At 41.8% G+C, this 19498-nt stretch carries 20 protein-coding genes; 5 read left to right on the top strand and 15 right to left on the bottom strand.

Annotated elements, in window-relative coordinates:
* Nucleotides 1-6: 6 nt before the first annotated feature.
* The 3 genes from sleB to GFC28_RS00610 all read right to left on the bottom strand — a co-directional run bounded on the left by sleB (nucleotide 7) and on the right by GFC28_RS00610 (nucleotide 5222).
* A complete protein-coding gene (gene sleB / locus GFC28_RS00620) occupies nucleotides 7-741 on the bottom strand; it encodes a spore cortex-lytic enzyme (protein WP_231734580.1) in 735 nt (244 codons plus the stop codon).
* A gap of 469 nt (nucleotides 742-1210) precedes the next feature.
* Entirely contained in the window at nucleotides 1211-1885 is a 675-nt protein-coding gene (gene prsW / locus GFC28_RS00615; protein WP_044742232.1) for a glutamic-type intramembrane protease PrsW, read from the bottom strand.
* Between the two features lie 193 nt (nucleotides 1886-2078).
* Nucleotides 2079-5222: an efflux RND transporter permease subunit gene (locus GFC28_RS00610; RefSeq protein WP_156487488.1), complete on the bottom strand. Its 3144-nt coding sequence runs from the start codon at nucleotides 5220-5222 to the stop codon at nucleotides 2079-2081.
* 151 nt (nucleotides 5223-5373) lie between these two features.
* On the opposite strand from GFC28_RS00610, the gene GFC28_RS00605 reads away from it, so the two are divergent.
* Entirely contained in the window at nucleotides 5374-6231 is an 858-nt protein-coding gene (locus GFC28_RS00605; RefSeq protein WP_052660923.1) for a TetR/AcrR family transcriptional regulator, read from the top strand.
* A 355-nt stretch (nucleotides 6232-6586) separates the two neighbouring features.
* Nucleotides 6587-6907 (top strand): DUF1033 family protein, encoded by a 321-nt coding sequence (locus GFC28_RS00600; RefSeq protein ID WP_044742229.1) that lies wholly within the window; start codon nucleotides 6587-6589, stop codon nucleotides 6905-6907.
* Nucleotides 6908-7095: 188 nt separating this feature from the next.
* On the opposite strand, the gene GFC28_RS00595 is transcribed toward GFC28_RS00600, so the two are convergent.
* From GFC28_RS00595 to GFC28_RS00560, 7 genes are all read right to left on the bottom strand, one after another.
* Entirely contained in the window at nucleotides 7096-7482 is a 387-nt protein-coding gene (locus tag GFC28_RS00595) for a kinase-associated lipoprotein KapB (RefSeq protein ID WP_044742316.1), read from the bottom strand.
* A gap of 38 nt (nucleotides 7483-7520) precedes the next feature.
* Nucleotides 7521-8492: an asparaginase gene (locus GFC28_RS00590; RefSeq protein WP_044742228.1), complete on the bottom strand. Its 972-nt coding sequence runs from the start codon at nucleotides 8490-8492 to the stop codon at nucleotides 7521-7523.
* 35 nt (nucleotides 8493-8527) lie between these two features.
* Nucleotides 8528-9520, bottom strand: coding sequence for a YpdA family putative bacillithiol disulfide reductase (locus GFC28_RS00585; protein WP_044742227.1), 993 nt, complete (start codon nucleotides 9518-9520; stop codon nucleotides 8528-8530).
* A gap of 72 nt (nucleotides 9521-9592) precedes the next feature.
* Complete coding sequence (locus GFC28_RS00580) at nucleotides 9593-10870, bottom strand: Glu/Leu/Phe/Val family dehydrogenase (RefSeq protein WP_044742226.1); 1278 nt, start codon at nucleotides 10868-10870, stop codon at nucleotides 9593-9595.
* Nucleotides 10871-11124: 254 nt separating this feature from the next.
* Nucleotides 11125-11712, bottom strand: a complete 588-nt coding sequence (locus tag GFC28_RS00575; RefSeq protein ID WP_044742225.1) for a genetic competence negative regulator — start codon at nucleotides 11710-11712, stop codon at nucleotides 11125-11127.
* Between the two features lie 610 nt (nucleotides 11713-12322).
* Nucleotides 12323-13099, bottom strand: a complete 777-nt coding sequence (locus GFC28_RS00565; RefSeq protein ID WP_139788138.1) for a metallophosphoesterase — start codon at nucleotides 13097-13099, stop codon at nucleotides 12323-12325.
* A 14-nt stretch (nucleotides 13100-13113) separates the two neighbouring features.
* Nucleotides 13114-13509, bottom strand: a complete 396-nt coding sequence (locus tag GFC28_RS00560) for a hypothetical protein (RefSeq protein WP_044742223.1) — start codon at nucleotides 13507-13509, stop codon at nucleotides 13114-13116.
* A gap of 91 nt (nucleotides 13510-13600) precedes the next feature.
* Here GFC28_RS00560 and GFC28_RS00555 point away from each other — a divergent pair, with 91 nt between their 5' ends.
* Genes GFC28_RS00555 through GFC28_RS00545 form a run of 3 tightly spaced genes read left to right on the top strand, consistent with a single transcriptional unit; the run spans nucleotide 13601 to nucleotide 14683 of the window.
* On the top strand, nucleotides 13601-13831 hold the full coding sequence (locus GFC28_RS00555) for a spore coat associated protein CotJA (protein ID WP_044742222.1): 231 nt from the start codon (nucleotides 13601-13603) through the stop codon (nucleotides 13829-13831).
* Nucleotides 13828-14088, top strand: coding sequence for a spore coat protein CotJB (locus GFC28_RS00550; RefSeq protein ID WP_044742221.1), 261 nt, complete (start codon nucleotides 13828-13830; stop codon nucleotides 14086-14088). The genes GFC28_RS00555 and GFC28_RS00550 overlap by 4 nt, the downstream gene beginning before the upstream one ends.
* 25 nt (nucleotides 14089-14113) lie before the next feature.
* Nucleotides 14114-14683 (top strand): manganese catalase family protein, encoded by a 570-nt coding sequence (locus GFC28_RS00545; RefSeq protein WP_044742220.1) that lies wholly within the window; start codon nucleotides 14114-14116, stop codon nucleotides 14681-14683.
* A gap of 67 nt (nucleotides 14684-14750) precedes the next feature.
* Here GFC28_RS00545 and GFC28_RS00540 read toward each other — a convergent pair whose 3' ends face one another.
* The 5 genes from GFC28_RS00540 to GFC28_RS00520 form a co-directional block, all read right to left on the bottom strand.
* Complete coding sequence (locus GFC28_RS00540) at nucleotides 14751-15152, bottom strand: DUF2663 family protein (protein WP_044742315.1); 402 nt, start codon at nucleotides 15150-15152, stop codon at nucleotides 14751-14753.
* Between the two features lie 135 nt (nucleotides 15153-15287).
* A complete protein-coding gene (locus GFC28_RS00535) occupies nucleotides 15288-15866 on the bottom strand; it encodes a LysM peptidoglycan-binding domain-containing protein (protein ID WP_044742219.1) in 579 nt (192 codons plus the stop codon).
* An 11-nt stretch (nucleotides 15867-15877) separates the two neighbouring features.
* A complete protein-coding gene (locus GFC28_RS00530) occupies nucleotides 15878-16468 on the bottom strand; it encodes a CPBP family intramembrane glutamic endopeptidase (protein ID WP_044742218.1) in 591 nt (196 codons plus the stop codon).
* A complete protein-coding gene (locus GFC28_RS00525; protein ID WP_044742217.1) occupies nucleotides 16452-17960 on the bottom strand; it encodes a RecQ family ATP-dependent DNA helicase in 1509 nt (502 codons plus the stop codon). The genes GFC28_RS00530 and GFC28_RS00525 overlap by 17 nt, the downstream gene beginning before the upstream one ends.
* Entirely contained in the window at nucleotides 17947-19008 is a 1062-nt protein-coding gene (locus GFC28_RS00520) for a YpbB family protein (protein ID WP_044742216.1), read from the bottom strand. Before GFC28_RS00520 ends, GFC28_RS00525 begins: the two co-directional genes overlap by 14 nt.
* Between the last annotated feature and the right edge of the window lie 490 nt (nucleotides 19009-19498).

The raw sequence follows: 19498 nt of genomic DNA, 5'->3' as shown, positions 1-19498 counted from the left end.
GCCTTTTTATTTACAAAAAATATGCTTACCGATTTTTTTAATTTGAGGTCGACTCCATATCCATCCGTTTGTTGCTGTATCCGGGTTAAAATAGTAGATCGCTCCACTGCTTGGATCCCAGCCGTTAATAGCATCCAGCACCGCTTTTTTAGCTGTCTCATTTGGCGTCAGCCAAATTTGCCCGTCAGTAACCGCTGTAAATGCTCCCGGTTGGAAAATGACCCCAGCTACACTGTTAGGGAAAGATGGATGCTCCAATCTGTTTAAAATAACCGCTGCTACCGCTACTTGACCGACATATGGTTCACCGCGCGCTTCTCCGTATACAGCGTTAGCCATTAATTGAATATCATTTTGCGAAAAACCTTTTGGTACGTTCGTTGCTGTTGCAGATCCGCCGCTGCTTGCTGTTCCTTGCTGCTTGACCTGCTGGCTTAACGGTATTCCTCCATAATGTGTAAAGGAGTTTCCTTTGCGAATTTGTTCTTTAACAAAGGATTCGTAGTACTTTGACACTTTTACAAGCTTTTGCTTCGTACTTGCACCGACTAGTCCGTCAATCGGTAACCCATATTCACTCTGGAAATTGCGGACAGCCCAGTATGTACTCCAGCCAAATACTCCGTCAATTTTGCTCTTATAAAAGCCAATATATTGCAGACGCGCTTGCAGCTCAATGACATCATCTCCCACAGCTCCGCGCTGAATGACCTGATCAGAAAACGCATGTGCCTCTTTCATCGGCCATTCATATGTCGATAAACAAATAACGAGCAAGCATATAATGATTCGCCAGCGCATTGTATACATACCCCCTTTAATCGATCTGGCTCTATCCGTATTTTTCACCTAAACTTCCTTTTTATGCACATAAAGCAATAACGTGGTTTATTTATAAGACTCATGTTAATCAATCAGGGAGTTTGAATAAACGGAAGAACCTATTCGATTCTTGGACGAAAAGGATCTGTAAACAGCTAAGTTTCATCTATGAAGAACTAGAGGGTTGAACTTATGATTCAAAAACAAAATCCCACTTTTTCGGCGGTCGGAGATTACATCTCATATCTTTCCTAAAAATATTTCCACTCATAACGAGGAACGCTTCCCCCACATACCAGAACATGATGTTCATCCTTCTAAATGAAAAATTTACCATGCAATAGACCTAAAAGAATACATTGACAGCTCAAAACAAAAAGGCCAAGCTTTAGGCTTGGCCTTTTACAGAAGGAATGACCGCTTCTGCATACATTCCTTTCGCTTGTTTGACTTTTCTCAGTGCCATCCACCACATCGCAAGCATAAAAGGAACCATGTAATAGCCCCATTTTTCTTGTGTGAATAAAATAAAATCGTATGTGCCATGCAAAAGAAAGGGCAGCAAAAAGGAAAGAGCTAAGTGCAAATATCTTTTTCCTTGAAATTTCGCTTTTCCTAAGTAAAATCCCATCATTACGGCAAACAATGCGTGGCTGGATACAGGGAGCAACGCTCTAGTAACAGCAAACTCTACACCGTTGGCAAGCAAATATAAAATATTTTCAAGCGTCGCAAAGCCGAGCGACACACTGGCGCTGTAAACAATCCCATCATATGGTTCATCAAACTCTTCATGGTCAAAAATAAAAAAATAGACGATAAACCATTTGACAAATTCTTCAAGTAATCCGGAAGATAAAAACGCTTGTATCCACTTTTCAGACGCAATTCCTTCTAGCCGCAAAACATGCTGAATAAACATAATCGGAAAAACGAGAATGGCGCCAAATAAAAAAGTTCGCAATACAAGAGAAAGCGGCTCAGTCTCATATTCATCTTTTAAATAAAAATAGCTGAGCAGCGCCACACCCGGGGCGATGCCGGCAGAAATAATTGCAAACATAACAAATCCTCGTTTCCATCTATTTATTTATAATGGTAACATAAGATAATCATGATTGGGAACCATATTTCGTTTGATCAATCGGAACAATTGAACCTCTTATTTGAGCCAAAAAGAGCGAACAAGATGAGGAAACCAACAAACATAGAAAAAACCTGAAAAGCTTGCTCAACGCTTTTCAGGTTTTTGCTTGTCATTCCTCAACCGTCGTTTTTCTTCTAAATTTGCTTAACACTTCATAGACGATCGGCACGATAATCAGAGTCAACAATGTCGAGCTGGTCAAACCGCCAATGACAGTTAGGCCAAGCCCTCGCGAAATCATGCCTCCATCTCCTTCATACCCTAATGCGAGAGGGAGCAATGCCCCAACGGTCGCCAGCGCCGTCATTAAAATCGGCCGGAGACGCGTTGCTCCCGCTTCAATGAGCGCATCTCTTGTAGAGAGCCCTTCACGCTCTTTATGAATGACGCGGTCAATTAACACAATCGCATTCGTTACAACAATTCCAATGAGCATGAGTGCGCCGATCAAAGCCGAAACGCTCAACGTTTCTCCTCCAAGCCATAGCGCCACAAATCCGCCGATAACGGTAAATGGAAGCGAGAAAAGAATAGCAAAAGGCGCCAGCCCTTGACTGAACGTAACCACTAGCACAAAGTAGACCACAGCAATAGCTGCAAGCATGGCCAATCCTAATTGTGAAAACGACTCATTGATTTGTTCAGTCACTCCGCCTGTTTCAATGTTGACACCAGGCGGCAATTTTAAATCATCGATTTTCTTTTGAATGCTTTCGTTGACTTGGCTAACGTCATTCGTCGTAATTTCCCCGCTGACTGAAACGGTAAATTTCCCTCCGCGTCTCGTAATGGTATTGGATGTCTCGCCTTCTTTGACCGTCGCTACCTCTCCAATTTGCACATTCATGCCGAGAGGGGACTGGATCGTTTTCTTTTTCATCTCATCAATTGAAGCAAAAGTCTCTTCGTCTCCTTCAATATAAACTTGAATGTCTTGGCCGTCTTTTTGAATGGTCGTTAGAACAGGACGTTCATGCTGTTGGCTTAATGCCATCGCAATTTGTCCAGCCGTCAAACCGAGTTTACTCATCTTTTCTTGATCAACAACCAATGTGTACTCATCATATGTCTTCGATAAACTTGATTCCACATTTTTTAGATTGGATTCATCTTCCAAGATGTTTTGTACCTTTTGAGCGACAGGCTCAATCTCTTCCATTGAGTCGCCAAATACATACAATGTATACTCATTGCTTGACGCCATCATATCAATGGTGCCCCAATCGCCTTTTTCGTGCGTTAATTTACTTAAATCTTTGACTACCTTCTCCTTTTCTTGTTCAAAATTCGGCGTGTCATCTTCATACATAATAAAGAAAATCGCCTGATTTCGATTTCCGGGATTCATCGGATTTTCGCTGCCGACAGACAATTGAACAGTTTTCACATGATCGCGATCAACCAGTAAATCTTCTGCCTGCAACGCGACATCTTTCACTTCTTCAAGCGTTTGTCCTGGATCTGGATTATACGTAACAATCATTTGTTTTTCCTGTTCACTCGGTAAAAAGCTTACGCCAATGACAGGAATTAAAAATAAACTGGAGACAAGAAGCAAAATCGCAATCAATGATGTGATCCATTTATGATTTAAACACCAATTTAAGATTTTTTTATAGTAAGTAGCCAAAAATCCCGCTTCTTTTTCTTTCTCTTTTTGTTTCGCTCCTTTTCTAAATAAGACGTGAGCCAATGCCGGCACAATCGTAATCGCTACTAAAAGAGACGCTAAAAGCGAGAACACAATCGTAAGAGCAAATGGCATAAATAGCTGTCCAACCATGCCTTCGACAAATGCAAGTGGCAAGAAAACCGCAATGGTGACGATGGTTGAGGACATAATCGGAATAAACATTTCTTTCGTCGCTGCAATAATCAGCTCTTTTCCTTTTAATTGCTCTCCTTTTAATGTCATCCGTCTATAAATATTTTCAATAACGACAATCGAATCGTCGATGACACGGCCGATCGCCATGGTCATCGCTCCTAGTGTCATCATATTCAACGTGATGTCCATTTCATGTAAAACGATCAAGGCAATTAAGATGGAAAGCGGAATGGACACTACAGAAATCAACGTAGAGCGAATGTTGCGCAAAAATAGCAAAATGACCGCAACGGCAAAAATCGAACCGAATAACGCTTTATTTAGCATCGTTGCGACAGATTTTTCAATCGGTTCGGCTTGATCTAGCGTGGAAACGATGCCAAGCCCTTTATATTCATCTTTAAGCTCATCCAGTTTTTCTTTTACTTCATTTACGACTTCAACGGTATTCGCATCAGTAGCTTTTACAATTTGCAATCCGATAGCTTCTTTTCCGTTTGTTCTTGATATCGATTCAGCTTTGCCGACGATTTCAATATCAGCAATTTCCCCCAACTCGACTGTTGGTAATTCCATGTTTTTCTGCGAGAGTGCTTGATTTGGTGCTGCGCCATTAGCTCCAGACAAACCGTTTGGCATCTGGTTCATTTGCGCCCCTCCGGCTTGCTGTCCTTGTGACGCCCCTGTGACAGGAATTTTCAGCTTTTTCAAATCCTCAATGGTCGTAATATTTCCATCAACGACCACAGACTTTTCCGTGTCTTTAAATGTATAAAGACCTAATGGCGCACGAAGATCTGCACCTTGAATATAATTTTTAATGGTTTCTTCATTAAGCCCAAGCTCTTTTAATTTGTCCTGATGAAAAACAATCCGTCCTTCTTCCACTTGTTGGCCAGAAGTGACAATGCTTTCTACCCCATCTATTCCTTTCAATTCTGGAACAATGATTTTTTCCACCAGTTCTGTTAATTCAGGAAGTGTTTTTCCTTCATCAAAAAAACTGACTGTATAAACAGGAAAAGCATTAATACTAAATCTTGCAATTTTAGGCTCTCCGACTCCGTCAGGAAGCTCCACTTGTTTGAGTGCCTTTTCAACTTCCTCTTCCGCTCGCTCCATATCTTTTTCAAATTTATATTCGATTTGAATGGAAGAAGCATTTTCAAACGAATTAGAGCTGACGATTTCCACGCCGTTCAAATTACGAACAGCTTCTTCAATCGGAACCGTCACTTTTTCTTGTACTTCCTCAGGTGTTGCGCCTGGATACGTAGTCGTAACACTTATAATGGGAGTATTTATGTCTGGAATCGTTTCCAGCTTCATATTAAACCCAGAAAATAGGCCAGCAAATATCGCAATAACAGTTAAAATCCAAATGGCCAGTTTATTACGGAGCGAAAATTTAATCATGTTCTCCACCACGTTCCATTCCTTTCATGCAGATTTGACAATTTTGATTTTTTTATCCATACTGATAGAGAGTTGACTACATAGTCATTATAATTGACCGGTTAACTACAAGTCAACGAAACGAATGACATTTTTCCGACAATCAATAAGGGGTGTTTCTGTGAAAGAAAAAGAACGCTTAATTATTGAAGCTGCCATGAAATTATTTGCCCGCAAAGGTGTATCTTCCACCTCCATCCAAGATATTACCAATGCATGCGGCATTCCGAAAGGCTCCTTTTATTTTTATTTCAAATCAAAAGACGAGTTGTTAATTAAATTATTGGAGCAGTTTTTTAATCATCTAAAGGAAAAAACAAAGCAAATCGAGACCGTTTATGATGATCCCAAAAAACGTTTTATGAAACAACTGTCGGTTCAATTGAAAGAAATTTTGGAGCATAAAGAGATATTTATCACGCAGATGCACGAAAATTTAAAAGAACATAATCAAAAAATTGAAGCGTTGCTACAAGATATAAAAAGTGACTTTTTTCATTTTTTTACAACCAATCTAAAAGAAATTTATGGACGAGCCATCGACAAATATATAGTCGATGCCAACATTATCATTCAAGGAATCTTTTTTTCATTCATTCAATTTCTCGTTTTTGAAAATGGAGTGAGAGTGGATGAAGAAAAATTAGCAAAATACATTTTACAAACAACTGATGATTTAGTAAAAGGAATGCTGGCAAAACAAGAAGATCCCATCATTCCTGCTGATATCCTAAACCAAATATTGGATCATCCTCAACCGCCGGATCATCCGTTAGATATTTTAAAAAAGATAAAAGACATAAGCCGTTCAATCCTTCATGATGAACAATTCACGATTTCGATTGAAGTTTTAGAAGCGGAAATCATGGCTGAACAACCAAGAATACCCGTTATTAAAGGAATGCTGGCCAATCTCTATGAATATCCAGAGCTGCGCTATTTCGTCAATCAGATGGCTGATTATTTCCAAATCAAATAAGCATCTAAAGGAGCGATTCCTTTAGGTGCTTTTTATTCCTAGCGTGATCCTTGTCCTGCCCCATCATCTGTCTAGCACTTTCCTACAAGGTACTCAGAGACGGGGGACTCGTGGCGTTAGTTGGACATTACATGCCAATCATTCGATCCTTCAACATTTGCTCCCAGTGAACAACACCATCACAGACTACTTGATTGGCTTAGAGCTTATCTTTCCACCGTGTTTTACAGATCTCCTCCATTATCTTACGCAATAACAAGAACCATCAGTGAAGCGATTGGGTCTTGCACCACGAATTCCCGATGAATATGATAAAATAAAAATAGAATCGAACGGAAAGGATACTGAAAGCACGATGGAAAATCAAAAACAATGGTCCATCCTTATTACTGAAGGAGAAGTTGAACCATGGTATTTTCTCGATGGCTGGGAGAAGCAAATTAAAGAACAAAAGCAATTCGCCAATTCAAAAGAAGCGATGGCACAATACAAGGCGCTCGTTGAAGCGCACCGCCAACGATTTGATCACTATCAAATCAAAGGATCATCCATCGCCTGTTTTTGGAACGATGGCGAGGAAGTGTACTGCGAAGCGTGTGACGAGTTTTTGCAAGTGTATCATGGTATTTTGCTCTTTTATCAAGATCGTCCGTTTGAACCTAGCCACATGGATTAACAAAATCCATCTTTTCGAAAATGTAAAAAGGACACGCTGTCTTTCTTGCCTAATAGGAATGACAGTAAAAAACGCTGGGGCATGCCCCAGCGTTTTTTACAAATTCCGGCCATTGTTTAGATCGATTCGGATGGAAAAAACATTTCTCTTCAATTATGATTAAATTTTTCCACTGCAAGCTGAGCGTGTTATTCGCAAAAATAATCTTGCTCCAATACTTTTACGTTCTCCAAACTTTTTAGGGCCCATTCGCTGCCGTCTGCGAGCAGTTCTTCTTTCATGGCATCGACCGCTTGCTTTAACGATTCGTGATAGTCGAGCACTTCTCCCTCGTATAAACGTACCATTGGCTTCGGCATATTCGCTTGTTCATTGAAAGCAAGCGCACGCCGCTCATGAAAGAGAGGGACATCAGCCTGCTTCGGATGATGCAGATCTCCTTGCATCGGATGCTTTAACACGCTTTTGACACGCACTAAATAATGCTGTGGGCGTATATCGGTAATTTCTCCAATATATTTTCCTGTCTTATAAAGACCGATCACTAGGTCTCCTCTTTTTAATGACTCGCTCATCATTTTCCGCTCCCTTCCCAAGGCAAAACCGCCATTCTTTACTGTTCAAAAATATTCGCTATGTCGCAATCCGCTGCTAAAGCAACCGCCAGTTTCATTCGCGCTTTTTTTGAATCGTAATCGCTCCCTAATATCACGCCTTTTTTATATAAATCATACGCGCTGCCTAAATAATCATAGGTCGTATATACCGCTCCTTCTTCTGCGCTAGTTGTGATGACAACTTTAATGCCTTGCTTAATGGCTCTCTCGATCTCTTCAACCATTTTCGGCGCGACTTGTCCACGGCCAACCCCCTCAAGCACTATTCCAGCAACGCCGCTTTCCCTTGCTGCTTTAATAAACTTCCCGTCCGCTTCCAAATAGCATTTAATAATATCCACTTCTGGGATCTCGCGCACAAGCTTATAATGCTCCCTTTTCACCGGCTTTTGATATACATACACTTCATCGTTATCAATAATTCCTAAATAACCAAATCCAAAAGCATTAAAGCCTTGGATATTCGATGCATGCTCTTTTTTTACATATTTGGCTGGAAAAATGCGCTCATTAAAAACAACAACCGTTCCTGCTCCTCTTAACTCGTTGGCGCATGCGGCGTATATCGCATGCCGAATATTAATATAGACATCGCTCCCTAAATCAACTGGAGATCGTTGAGAGCCAGTCACCACAACTGTGCGCTCATCAGCAATCGTCAAATCTAAAAAATAGGCTGTTTCTTCAAGCGTATCCGTGCCATGCGTGACCACGACCCCATCGACTGAACGATCTTGGAAATAATATTCAATCCGTTCCTTCAAATGCACCAAATTCGAAAACGTCATATGCATGCTTGGCAGTTGAAAAACACTCTCAATAACGACTTCAATATCTTTGGGCAAATGACACATCGAAGCAAGCTCCTCGCCGGTTAGCACTCCGGCAGATAAACGTCCTGATGCAGCATTCAGTTTGCTAGCGATCGTACCGCCGGTTGTAATAAGAACCACTTTTCGTTTTTTCACGTTTAGATCACCTATACCCCTTTTTAGTCTCCCGTTTACAGCTCTAAGCGAACCTCAGCCGCTTTTTCGCGTGCAACGATGCAAGCGGCAATTTGCTCACCATGAAACCGACCGTTTTCAATGAAAATTTCATTGGCATTGTTTCCCGCAGCAATCACTCCGGCAATAAAAATGCCAGCCACATTCGTTTCCATCGTATCCGGATCATAAAGCGGCCGACCTGTTTCTGCATCAATGACCACACCCATGCTTTTTAAAAATTCATGATCGGGGCGATAACCGGTCATCGCAAATACAAAATCATTTTTTATCTTCTTCCACTCCCCGTCCACTTCATAAATGACGGCGTCTTCTGTAATTTCCTTTACATGGGCATTAAATTCCATTTTAATTGTGCCATGGCGCACAAGCGCATCAAATTCCGGCAAAATCCAAGGCTTAATGCTTGACGAATAAGCGCTGCCACGATACAGTACCGTTACTCGAGCCCCTGCCTTTACTAGCTCCAGAGCTGCATCAACACTTGAATTCTTTCCGCCAATCACCACACAGTCTGTATTATAATATGGATGTCCTTCCTTAAAATAATGCATCACTTTAGGCAATTCTTCTCCAGGAACATTCATATAATTAGGATTGTCATAATATCCTGTCGCAATAATGACGTAATCGGCTTCATATTGATCTTTTGTGGTCCTGACAGCAAACTTTCCATTTTCCTGTTTGACAACCTGTTCCACCTTTTCAAACGCATGAACGCGAATTTGCTTGCGCGTCACAACTTCGCGATAGTAAGCGAGCGCTTGGTTACGCTTTGGCTTGCGATTTTCCGTAATAAATGGCACCCCACCAATTTCCAGGCGGTCGCTAGTGCTAAAAAACGTTTGATGTGTCGGATAATGATAAATGGCATTGACGATATTCCCTTTTTCTATCACTAACGGTGTATAGCCCGCATCCTGCATGGCAATAGCAGCAGCAAGTCCGCATGGCCCTCCACCGACAATAATGATTTTTTCTTGCTTCATTTCTTTCCCTCCTTGAGGCAATAAAAAATCCCCTACCTAAAAAATGATAGGGGATTTTTGTATAGATTTCAATTAAATCCATCCGCGGAAACGGCAAGCTTCGGCCATTTTTCTAACGCCAACCATATAAGCGGCCAAGCGCATATCCACTCGGCGTGTCTGAGCGGTTTCATACACGTTGTTGAATGCTTTTATCATCACTTTTTCAAGTTTTTCTTCAACTTCTTCCTCTGTCCAATAGTACCCTTGATTGTTTTGCACCCATTCAAAGTAAGAAACGGTTACACCGCCGGCGCTTGCCAATACATCTGGAACGATGAGAACGCCACGCTGTGTTAAAATTTCTGTCGCTTCCAGCGTTGTTGGACCGTTAGCCGCTTCAACAACAATTTTCGCTTTGATGTTGTGGGCATTTTCTTCAGTAATTTGGTTTTCAATTGCTGCTGGAACTAAGATATCGCACTCTAGCTCTAAAAGCTCTTTATTGGTTATTGTATTTTTAAATAGCTTCGTGACAGTTCCAAAGCTATCTCGACGGTCAAGCAAGTAATCAATATCCAAGCCGTTCGGATCGTAAAGCGCGCCATATGCATCGGAAATACCGATCACTTTTGCGCCGGCATCATGCATAAACTTCGCTAAAAAGCTGCCTGCATTTCCGAATCCTTGCACAACAACACGCGCGCCTTCCAGTTGAATGCCGCGCTTTTTCGCAGCTTCGCGAATGCAAATCGTGACCCCTTTCGCTGTGGCTGTTTCACGACCGTGTGAACCACCCAACACAAGCGGTTTTCCTGTAATGAATCCAGGAGAATTAAACTCGTCAATACGGCTATACTCATCCATCATCCATGCCATAATTTGCGAGTTCGTAAAGACATCTGGAGCCGGAATGTCTTTTGTCGGCCCGACGATTTGGCTGATTGCGCGGACATATCCGCGGCTTAGCCGCTCTAGCTCACGGAACGACATATTGCGCGGATCGCAAACAATCCCGCCTTTTCCGCCGCCATACGGTAAATCAACAATCCCGCATTTTAAGCTCATCCAAATCGATAACGCTTTCACTTCACGTTCTGTAACGTTCGGATGAAAGCGGATACCCCCTTTTGTTGGTCCAACCGCATCATTATGTTGGGCACGGTAGCCGGTAAAAATTTTTACAGTACCGTCATCCATGCGCACAGGAATTTTCACTGTCAGCATGCGAATCGGCTCTTTTAATAGCTCATATACCTCTTCAGGATAACCGAGCTTTTCCAACGCTCTATGTATGACGATTTGCGTTGCTTTTAAAACGTCGTGTTTTTCTTCTTGCTTTTCTTCGCTGGTATGCTTGTCGGCTACCATACGTAAACCTCCCATACAAATCACTTGATAATGATATTGTCCACCTTTCATGTCATAGTATACACCTTCCTCTTGTTTATGCAAAGTAAAAAAATCAATTTTTTATTTGTTTTTTCTTGATTTGCAACCGCTTACATTCTTTACTATATCAACAACTGTATTTTTCAGCCTCGTTCTATACATCCATTGTATAATGTTTTCTGAAAAAATAAAAATCAGACTCCTTTGCTCAGGAGTCTGAATCAAAAAAGCGATTAAGCCGGAAAATATCGAACAAGTTGTTCAATGGCACGATGGTCCATTATTTTTTTTCCATATTCTGCAACACGATGAATCGTGATCGTCGATGAGCTGCCAAACTCCGCTAATATAGCGATAAAATCATCGGCAGCAACAGGCGGCTCTTCTGAGACGTGCAAATAAAAGCGTTGATTATACGAATACAGCGTGCCGTCCACGCAGCCAATAGCAGAAAGACGATGAGCCAACTGGATGACATCTTCAAACGTTTGGAACTCATAAAATATATCCTCGCTCTCATCGAGCGTCACTTGCATTTCAATATAATCATCAGCAAACTCTTCGTCAAAATCATGCTCTTGGTCTTCGCTCGTTACGATCACAACCATTCCCTGTGCCGGTAAAGAGTATACTTCCACCGCAATGGAGCCATTTACTTCAAAACCAAGTTCTTCGTTGGCTTCCTCAATCATGTCGCGAAACAATTGCTGCACTTTAAACGTGTCTTTCCATAAATCATCTTTCGTTAAGCCGCGATCCATTAAATCATCAAAGGTGAGGAAAATTTTTATTTTGTTGTGGGTTAAGCGTTCAAGGCGCATCAACACCCCTCCTTACCTACACAGCCATCTTCTTATGTTCATTGTATGAAAGAAACTGTAAATGGTTCTATTGTTATTATTGAGTTTACATCGTTTTTATCTATTTAGACAAGCATAATATGTGCAAATATGTAGTTTTTTCTTACTTCCTCATTTATGAAGCAACAAAGCAGCTTAAGAAACGTTCATAAAATTGAATTTGCGGATTTTTTATGCAATCTCCAGCCAAACATCACGATCTGTTCAACGATATTCCTTTGCAAACCAGACAGAGTTACAATCAAAGCTTGTCCTGTTGCCGAGCAAAGAAGCTCCCATACCCGTGGCGCTAGTGTGGCATTACATGAAACGATGACCATAAGTGAATCCATTTGATTCTGCATCACAAGTGCTCTAAAATAAATCTCCCCCACCTGCACTCCGTCAAGAGGGGGAGACTTTTCGGTGAATGATGTAAAAATGTTTAGGTGCAGCTATCCTGCAAACACTTCCTATTCGCCAATAAGAAAACTGCATCAATTCCATAAAACCCCATTTCTATCTTTCCTAATAATCACTATTTTCGTCATGAACATATATTGACGTATATTATAGATAAAAGCAGAAAAATCTAGGCTCTTGGAGCATCTTCAGCTTTGCACTCAATCGTAATTAGATTCGCTTCAGCAGGCGCTCCAAAACGCAAGGGAATGCGCCTTGTCCCATATCCGTTGCTTATGAACAGAACCGTTTGTTTGATTTGTTTCAGTCCTCCTTTTTCCTTAATTCCAAAACGTCCCAAACGAATTTGCCCCCCGTGAGTATGCCCGCTGAGTACAAGCGCAATGCGGTGAGCGGGACGAATTTTCCTTTTTATTTCTGGATTATGGCAAGCAATAATGCGGAATGCTTCTTCTTCCACGCCAAACAATGCAGAATCAAGGCGTGCTTTCCTCTTGCTAACATCATCAATCCCAATCAATGCTACTTTTTCTCCTTCTTTGGACCGAAGCGTAACTGCTCGGTTATCTAGAACATGGATGCCTTCCTGCCGCAAAAGCGCGTCCAGTCTTTCATAATCCGCTTCATAATCATTATTTCCCCAAACAAAATACGTCGGCGCAATTTGCTTTAAACGCCGTATATTTTCTTTTGTGCGTGCCAATGGTACTCCTTTTTCTGTCAAATCTCCGCCAATAACAACGATATCTGCCTTCTCCTGCGCTTGCTCAATGATTTTTTTAGACACGCGGCGGCGATGAATATCGGAAATAAAAAAGATGGTCAACGCCCGAAAGCTTTTCGGAAAATCGGAAAATGCTACATGTACGTTCACAATCCGATTTCGGTGCGCTTCCCACCACATATATGCGACCAAGCCTATACAAAAAAACAGAACCAGCATCATCATAAATTCTTCTCCTACAAAAGCTTTTTATACCGATGACCAGATGAAAAATCTACCGCTATCATACCATAAACAACAGAAAAAATGAAAAATAAAAGCGATAAGCGTTTATTAAGATGAAACAACCAATAAAAGCTGCCCACTACCGTATAACTCGCTAGCCATTCATACCAATTGACGATTTTCCTAACGAAAAACTGAACCGCCCCTTCCACCATTGTTCGGATGGCCATGGCATTGGCAAGAAAGCCAATAAAAAAGCAAGCCATTGCCAAAAATGAGTGCAGCGGGCGAAATGTAAAATCAGCCAAAAAGTTGACCCAAGTAAACGGAGTCACATCTGGCATCCAGGAAATCATCAAATAGCCACATACATAGCCAATCGCCACATAAAAAAGCTGCTGCCGCATCTCATCCCTCCCTATTCTTTACATGTATTCATGAAAAAAGAAACGTATGCATAAACATAGACTGAAGCTTGATTGTAAAGGAGGCGTATGCATGTTCACTACGCGAAAGCAGTACTATCCATATATCAGCCCATTTGACCCTTGCCCGCCGATCCGTGTCAAAACATATGTGACGGCACCGAATTTATACCTCGGCTTCCAACCGCCAAACTTGCCGCAATTTTCTCCTCATGAAGCATTACAAAAAGGAACGCTTTGGAAGGTATTTTACGATCCTTATTACAGCCCATACGAAATGGCAAACAAGGGTGATTACAAATGAAGCAGCTACCAAAAGAATATTATGAGTTGCTTGAACAATTGCAGGCTGTTGATTTTGTGCTTGTTGAATTAACTCTCTACCTTGACACTCATCCAAATGATTATCAAGCCATTCAGCAATTTAACCAATTCGCTCAAAAAAGAAAACAATTAAAAAAACAATATGAAGAAACCTATGGCCCTCTCCAGCAATTCGGCAATAGTTATTCGAGCTACCCTTGGAATTGGGACGATACTCCATGGCCATGGCAAGTGTAAATGACGAGATCAAGGGGGAAGCAACATGTGGATTTATGAAAAAAAGTTACAGTATCCCGTGCGTGTCAGCACATGTAATCCCAAATTAGCGAAATATCTAATTGAACAATATGGCGGAGCTGATGGCGAGCTTGCGGCCGCTCTTCGCTACTTAAATCAACGATACTCTATTCCTGATAAGGTGATTGCATTATTGACTGATATCGGCACAGAGGAGTTTGCCCATTTAGAAATGATCGCCACCATGGTCTACAAATTAACCAAGGACGCAACCCTCGAGCAGTTAAAAGAAGCCGGCTTAGATGCCCACTACGTCAATCACGATCGCGCTCTTTTTTATAACAACGCCGCAGGGGTACCATGGACAGCCGCCTATATTCAAGCGAAAGGCGATCCAATCGCTGATTTATATGAGGATATCGCGGCCGAAGAAAAAGCAAGGGCGACCTATCAATGGATTATTAATATGAGCGACGACCCTGATTTAAATGATGGTTTGCGGTTTTTACGCGAGCGAGAAATCGTTCATGCTCAACGATTCCGTGAAGCGGTTGAAATTTTAAAAGAAGAACGTGACCGCAAAAAGATTTTTTAATAATGGCAGAACGTGCAAAATCAATGTTATTTTCGAAGGACGGAGAATAGCTGAATGATCGCCTCATTCAGCTATTTTCATAAAATAAGTTAATATCATATTTCGCTTTCATCATTTCAAACCATTTATGCCGTTCCTTCCATTCTTCCTCATTTTTCCATAATTCAGCACTTTTTTGAATAATTTCACAGCGCAGCAAATGAAATTCCTCTTCTGCTTTCTCACATTTGTTCTTGTAAAATGATATAGCCCAATACAACGTAAACAAAAGCAATAAAGCATATAAGTGCTCTACTTTTCCGAAAAACTGTGTCATCACATTAGCAACCGTACCGCCCAAAGGCGCGATCTCCCATATAATATATAGAAAAAACAATATAAATCCGATACTTGTCACGATTTGTAGCATTTTCACTTTTTGTTTGAATCTCTCCCATCTTTCTTTTTTTTCAATCACCCCGAGCAGCATTTGCTTTGTTACTTCATCCTTTAGTCCCGAAAGCCATTCATCCACGGCAACCGTTCCCCTTTAACTAAATGGTTACTTCCATCTTATGTACAAGCACAATAAAATAGAACAAAAAAAGAGACGATATTCGTCCCTTCACTTTAATGAAATATTGGGGATTTGCAAAACCTGTCCTTTATGGAGCCGTGAAGTTTGGAGATGGTTCCATTTTTTAATAATCTCCATTCCTTTTTCCGTTTTGTAGTAATCCATCGCAATGCTAAAAAGCGTCTCGTTTTCTTTGACGACATGCGTCGTGACTTGCGGTTTTTCCTGCTTTTTCTCCGCGGCTTCAGAATTCTCTGTATCAGACTTTGCGATCGTCTTCTGCTGTGTTGGCTGCTTTGGTATTTTCTCGCTTTCGCTTTGCTCTCTTTCAATATCAATCGGCTCGTAGCTGCTGCTTGTTTGCACCGTGACGACAGGCAAGTCATCATCATACAGATGATGGACAATTAAAATCGTAACAGGTAAAAGAATAAAAAATACGAATAATAGCCGGATCAGCGGATATTTGATTTTCCATTTTCTTTTTTTCTTCTTTTGTTTCGTCCGTTTCCGTTTATGTACTTCACTGCGAGACGGGAGAGCAAGCACATCCATTTTTTTTTCAGGCTGCCTCCAATCATTGGTTTGCTGACGCAACAGCTCAGCTTGGTCATAAGCATGCTTCAATATTGTTCACCTCAATCCTCTGGATGCTTCGCTTGAAGATAGTCAAGGCGAATATGAACAGCCAGCACAAAATTAATGAAAAAATGGGCGGAAATGGTGACCCAAAGAATTCCGGTCCAAGCATAAAGATAGCCGAGAAAAAAGCTTAGCAGCATCACCATGATAAACGAAAACCATTTTGCCAAATAACGAACATGTAAAACAGCAAAAATAAGGCTTGCTGCCAATAAGCCGAAACGTGTCTGAAGGACCCCTCGAAACAGCCATTCCTCAGTAAAAGCGATCACAAGGCATAGCCAAAGCAAGTGAGGAAGTGAACGAGTTTGAAACAGCTTCTCATTAATGCCTCCATCGTCATACCACTCTTTTGGCAAATAGCGAAGCAGCAAAAACTCAAGCGCCAGTACCAGAAGCGCGCCACCGCCCCCGTATAAAACAACTGTCGCGGTCTCCCAGCGCCACATTCGTTCGAATGACGTCCCATCCAACAAAAACCATCCTAACCCGCTGGAAATAATGAGGAGCAGCCCTTGCGTCACATATAAATGACGCAGTACTTCTCGATCACTCATGGCTTGAATTTGTTTACTTTGTCTGCTCATGAAGGCTCCCCATTTCAAAAAACATTCGCTGCAGTTCTTTTTGCCAGCTGTGGAACGTCCATGTGTCTTCGTTCTGCGCTGCACGTTTTTCATAGTGATGAAGCGAAAAACCGCATATGTCACAGCACATGCTTGGCTTTTGTACAAGCCGCTGATCAAAATACGATAAAAGCTGTTGGCGGCGGCACGAGGAATGGAACAGCCATCTCAGCATTTGCTGTAGCTTTTTTTGCTTCCATCTCCTTCTTGCCTCGATCATTTGTAACATGTCCGCTTCCACCTTTTCAAGGTCCTGCGAAGCTAGTTGCTCACTTTCAAACATGTATTGCAAAATTCGCCATTGCGTGTCGCTCAGACCTAGCATCGTACTAGGTACCTGCAAAGACCATTCAGGTTCTGAAGATCTCTTATGCTCTATAAACAACCGAATTTGTTCACGAGCTGGCAGCTCTGTTTCTATAAGTGATTGTACCATTTCCTCATCGCCGTGGGTATACAGTAAAATCGCAACACTATTTTTCCCATCGCGGCCTGCTCGTCCAATTTCTTGCATGTACGCTTCTATTTGTCCGGGCAAATGAAAATGAATCACATAACGAACATTTTCTTTGTTTACGCCCATTCCAAAAGCACTTGTACAGCAGACAAGCTGCAGCTGATCGCACAAAAACTGTTGTTGAATAAGCATGCGCTGCTCCGCATCCATTCCTCCATGATAATAGGCCACCTTCTCCATTCCTTCCACCTGCAGTTTGCGGGCAAGGACCTCGGCCCATTGTCGGCTTGAAACGTAGATCATGCCTGGGCCTTGCAATATTTTTACATAATGAAATATCCTCTCTACTTTTTCTTCAACGGATGGAACACACTCCACCTTCATCACAATATTCGGACGATCGACAGGATGAATGTGCAGCTGTGCCTTCTTCAACTGCAATGTAGCTAAAATATCATTTATAACTTCGGGAGGTGCTGTAGCCGTTAATGCTAAACAAGGCGGATTTCCAAGCTGATGGCGAATATGGCCAAGCTTCAAAAAATCAGGACGGAAATCATGTCCCCACTGTGAAATACAGTGAGCTTCATCCACAACAAATAAAGAGATTCCCGCCTTCTGTAAGGCTTCTATCCATTTTGGTGATTGCAATATTTCTGGAGATGCATAAATAAAGCGGAATGGGCGCAAATCGGTCAGTGCCGCCTGCTTCAAGTGGCTTGCTAGAAAGCTATTAATCGCAATCACTCTCTTTTCCCCGCGCTTTCGTAGCTGCTGTACTTGATCCTCCATCAATGAAACAAGCGGAGAAATAATTAAAATACGACCAGAAAAAATATAACCAGGAAGCTGATAGCAAAGCGATTTTCCTCCACCTGTTGGCAGCATCGCCAATACATCGTTTCCCTTCAAAACATCTTCGATAATTTCTTTTTGTCCCGGTCGAAACGAACGATAACCAAACGCTTTCTCCAATAATTGTTCAAGATTCACCAGCTTCCCCTGCCTTTGCCAAGATCAACCGAATTTCAAAATAACTGACATGATCTCCAACGGCCTCACGGATCCTTCTTAATTGTTTGGTTCCCAGTTCTTTTGTTGCTTTCATAACATTTCTTCTCGTTTTTTCATCAACAAATGGTGCAATCGAAAAACCGGGAACATTCGCAGCAATTTCCACAATATGATCTTCAATTGTACTCCGTTTTAATCCACGAATCCGGGCTATTTCTTCAATATCCTTTTGACTTTGCAGCCACTCATACGTTTTTTGCGCCGATCGCGTCAACGAAACAGGAGAAACGAGATCGCGCGCTAATGCGTGCAAAATCGGAAAGGAAGCGGCATCACGCACCAGCCTTTCCATCATATAGTGAAGAACATGCTGGAGCATAAGCTGAATGTAAAGCGAATCTTTGTTGAAGAAAGCGGCTAACTGCTCATTTGTCCAGCCAATCCGTTCAAAGCTGGTAAGCCGTAGCGTTAACATCTCCGCCTCTTCATCCGACAGCGCTGTAAGCAGATCCACCAGCTCGTTATACAAAGCATGCGCCCATTCAGAAGCTGTGCGTTTTTGTGAAAATATGTATCTCTTTACCCATTCAAACGTTGCTTCATGTCGATGAATCGGTTCAAATCGGCATTTATGAACAAGGTTAGAAATTGTCTGCACCAAAAGCGACAGCCGGTACCAAAATAAGGTATCTACCGAATGATATAAAAATCCATTTAAGTGCTGCAAAAAACGAGCAGAGGGGAGCCAATGTTTGAGCTGTTCCTCACCTTTTTCTGTTAATACATAGGAACGGTCACCGACAAGTGAGAGACATTGGTCGGTCATAAGCTCTGCAGCCGCCTTCTCAAGCTCGTACCCGGAAACGTCCTTATATGCTCCAAATAATTTCTCTAGTCGGAACCATTTGCTATCTTGCAGCGTTTGCGCTGATTTCTTTCCCGAAAGTAAATGGTAAACAGCCGATAGAGAACGTTCACCGTTAAAACGCTGTAAACAAAATAAAAGAAGAAAATGCAAGGTCCTATCCATCCATCATCGCCTCTTACAAGTCATATTGCTTCCAAAAAATGAGCATCTATCAGGAACGAGCGGATGTTCTGGTCTTCTTCTTGGACATGGCGGAAGTTGCCCCTGTTCTTCATTCGCGCTTTTGTTGCCAGCAAACGAACAGATCCTCAAAAAGCCGCCAGTCATCCTTCATCATTCTACATCTTTTTATCATATCGATCCCAGCCTACATCGATTGTACCAAAACTCGAATGAAGTGGAAACGTTCATCCTGTTCGTGTATATAATAAATATAAACTTAAGGAGCTCGAATAGAGAGAGGATGGATAGCTGCAGCGGACCGAGGAAGTTTCATCACTTGTCTTTACCGCTTCTTCGCTTGATAAGTCCCCGGGTACCATCTCAAAAAGACAACTCGGAATCCATTCCCTCCGCTTAGAGATGGAAGACTTCACAGTGGATAGATTAACAGCGATGCTTGATCTATACAGCTATGAGAGCTATTCTCACT

It is taken from the genome of Anoxybacillus sp. B2M1, from assembly GCF_001634265.1.
In the GTDB taxonomy this organism is placed as follows: Bacteria; Bacillota; Bacilli; order Bacillales; family Anoxybacillaceae; genus Anoxybacteroides; species Anoxybacteroides rupiense.
This window is presented reverse-complemented; position numbering and strand designations above follow the sequence as displayed.

Coding starts and splice junctions, on each gene's coding strand:
- GFC28_RS00520 (WP_044742216.1), bottom strand. CDS start 19,008: ATGGATAGGACCTTGCATTTTCTTCTTTTATTTTGTTTACAGCGTTTT.
- GFC28_RS00530 (WP_044742218.1), bottom strand. CDS start 16,468: ATGAGCAGACAAAGTAAACAAATTCAAGCCATGAGTGATCGAGAAGTA.
- GFC28_RS00585 (WP_044742227.1), bottom strand. CDS start 9,520: ATGAAGCAAGAAAAAATCATTATTGTCGGTGGAGGGCCATGCGGACTT.
- GFC28_RS00580 (WP_044742226.1), bottom strand. CDS start 10,870: ATGGTAGCCGACAAGCATACCAGCGAAGAAAAGCAAGAAGAAAAACAC.
- GFC28_RS00595 (WP_044742316.1), bottom strand. CDS start 7,482: ATGAGCGAGTCATTAAAAAGAGGAGACCTAGTGATCGGTCTTTATAAG.
- sleB (WP_231734580.1), bottom strand. CDS start 741: ATGAAAGAGGCACATGCGTTTTCTGATCAGGTCATTCAGCGCGGAGCT.
- GFC28_RS00545 (WP_044742220.1), top strand. CDS start 14,114: ATGTGGATTTATGAAAAAAAGTTACAGTATCCCGTGCGTGTCAGCACA.
- GFC28_RS00560 (WP_044742223.1), bottom strand. CDS start 13,509: ATGCGGCAGCAGCTTTTTTATGTGGCGATTGGCTATGTATGTGGCTAT.
- GFC28_RS00550 (WP_044742221.1), top strand. CDS start 13,828: ATGAAGCAGCTACCAAAAGAATATTATGAGTTGCTTGAACAATTGCAG.
- GFC28_RS00575 (WP_044742225.1), bottom strand. CDS start 11,712: ATGCGCCTTGAACGCTTAACCCACAACAAAATAAAAATTTTCCTCACC.
- prsW (WP_044742232.1), bottom strand. CDS start 1,885: ATGTTTGCAATTATTTCTGCCGGCATCGCCCCGGGTGTGGCGCTGCTC.
- GFC28_RS00540 (WP_044742315.1), bottom strand. CDS start 15,152: ATGCTGCTCGGGGTGATTGAAAAAAAAGAAAGATGGGAGAGATTCAAA.
- GFC28_RS00600 (WP_044742229.1), top strand. CDS start 6,587: ATGGAAAATCAAAAACAATGGTCCATCCTTATTACTGAAGGAGAAGTT.
- GFC28_RS00555 (WP_044742222.1), top strand. CDS start 13,601: ATGTTCACTACGCGAAAGCAGTACTATCCATATATCAGCCCATTTGAC.
- GFC28_RS00565 (WP_139788138.1), bottom strand. CDS start 13,099: ATGATGCTGGTTCTGTTTTTTTGTATAGGCTTGGTCGCATATATGTGG.